General features: G+C 72.8%; 2 protein-coding genes. One reads left to right on the forward strand and one right to left on the reverse strand.

Going from position 1 to position 2,080, the window contains the following annotated elements:
• The first annotated feature begins 64 nt into the window (after positions 1–64).
• Positions 65–1,138 (forward strand): PLP-dependent cysteine synthase family protein, encoded by a 1,074-nt coding sequence (locus tag FNQ90_RS20820; protein WP_182607759.1) that lies wholly within the window; start codon positions 65–67, stop codon positions 1,136–1,138.
• 48 nt (positions 1,139–1,186) lie between these two features.
• On the opposite strand, the gene FNQ90_RS20825 is transcribed toward FNQ90_RS20820, so the two are convergent.
• Entirely contained in the window at positions 1,187–2,065 is an 879-nt protein-coding gene (locus tag FNQ90_RS20825) for a DeoR/GlpR family DNA-binding transcription regulator (RefSeq protein WP_182607758.1), read from the reverse strand.
• Between the last annotated feature and the right edge of the window lie 15 nt (positions 2,066–2,080).

The raw sequence follows: 2,080 nt of genomic DNA on the forward strand, positions 1-2,080 counted from the left end.
CTCCTCCGCCCCGGCGCCGGCCGCCGTTCGGGCGACCCGCGACGTCGATCGCAGCGACCCCGAACTGCGCCGCTGGGTGCACGAGGCGATCCGGTTGGTGAAGGCCGACGCCAACCGCAGCGCCGACACCCACCTGCTCTCCTTCCCGCTCCCCGCCCGGTGGGGTATCGACCTCTACCTCAAGGACGAGTCCACCCACCCCACGGGAAGTCTCAAGCACCGTCTGGCCCGCTCGCTGTTCCTCCACGGGCTGTGCAACGGCTGGATCCGTCCCGGTCTGCCGGTCATCGAGGCGTCCAGTGGTTCCACCGCGGTTTCCGAGGCGTACTTCGCCCGGCTCATCGGGGTGCCCTTCATCGCCGTGGTGCCGCGTTCCACCAGCGCCGAGAAGACACGGCTGATCGAGTTCCACGGTGGCCGCTGCCACCTGGTGGACGACCCCGGCGCGGTGTACCGCGAGTCGGCCCGCCTGGCGGAGGAGACCGGCGGCCACTACATGGATCAGTTCACCCACGCGGAGCGCGCCACCGACTGGCGCGGCAACAACAACATCGCCGAGTCGATCTTCGCCCAGTTGGCGATGGAGCGACACCCCGTGCCCGCCTGGATCGTGGCCACCGCCGGCACCGGCGGCACCTCGGCCACCCTCGCCCGCTACGTGCGGTGGATGCGGTACGACACGGGGGTCTGCGTCGCCGACCCGGAGAACTCCTGTTTCTTCGACGGTTGGGTCTCCGGGGACCCGGAGGCCACCAGCGCCGGCGCCTCCCGGATCGAGGGCATCGGCCGTCCCCGCATGGAGCCCAGCTTCCTCCCCGGGGCGGTGGACCGGATGATGAAGGTCCCCGACGCCGCCTCGGTCGCGGCCGTCCGGATCCTCGCCGAGGTGACCGGTCGGCGGGCCGGCGGTTCCACCGGCACCGGACTGTGGGCCGCGCTGCGGATCGTGGCCGGGATGCGGGCCGCGGGGCGACCGGGCTCGGTGGTCACCCTGCTGTGCGACCCCGGGGACCGCTATCTGGACCGCTACCACTGCGACGAGTGGACGCTCGCTCAGGGACTGGACATCGAGCCCTGCCGCGCGGTGATGCGCGCCTTCCTCGACGGCGGTCCGTGGGAGGAGGGCGTCGCCGGCTGACCCGGGCGCCCTTCCGGGGCGATCCGCCGGGCCCCCGGGGCCCGGGATTCAGATCACCGGCGCGATCACCACCTCGGGCACCCGATCCTCCAGGATCGCCCGCGCCTCGTCCGACAATCCGCCGTCGGTCACCAATACGTCCACCTCGTCCAGGGCCGCGAAGGTGCTCAGCCCCGTGGTGCCCCACTTGGTGTGGTCGGCGACCACCACCACCCGCCGGGCGGAACGGATGAAGTGCCGGTTGGTCTCCGCCTCCGCCAGGTTGGGGGTGGACAGACCGGCCTCCGCCGAGATGCCGTGCACCCCCAGGAACAGCAGGTCGAAATGGAGGGAGCCGATCGCGGCATCCGCCACCGGACCGACCAGCGCGTCCGACGGGGTCCGCACCCCACCGGTGAGCACCACCGTCGTGGAGCCGCCCTCCGGGGGCCGGGCCGCCGAATGGAAGACGTCGGCCACCCGCACCGAGTTGGTCACCACGGTCAGGTCCGGCAGATCGACCAGCTCCCCGGCCACCGCCCAGGTCGTGGTGCCCCCGGAGAGCGCCACGGCACTGCCGGGGGACGCCAGGGTCGCCGCCGCCCGGGCGATTCCCCGCTTGGCCGACTGTTCCAAACCCGATTTCGCCTCGAACCCCGGTTCGTGCGTGCGCCCCTCGATGACCGGTACCGCGCCGCCGTGCACCTTCTCCAGGGCCCCCTGGCGGGCCAACGCGTCCAGGTCCCGCCGCACCGTCATGTCGGACACCTGGAGCAGCCGGGTCAGTTCACTGACCCGCACCCCGCCCCGGCGGCGCACCTCCTCCAGGATGAGCGCCCGCCGCTGACCGGCCAGCAGATTCTGCTGATCGCTCCCGGACGGGGCGGCGGCTCCCGGACCGCCGTTTCCGGCCGCGCCCCCGGTGCCGCTCACCGTCTCACCCACCATCGCCTCCCTGTCTCC

It is taken from the genome of Streptomyces alkaliphilus, from assembly GCF_014141535.1.
GTDB lineage: Bacteria > Actinomycetota > Actinomycetes > Streptomycetales > Streptomycetaceae > Streptomyces > Streptomyces alkaliphilus.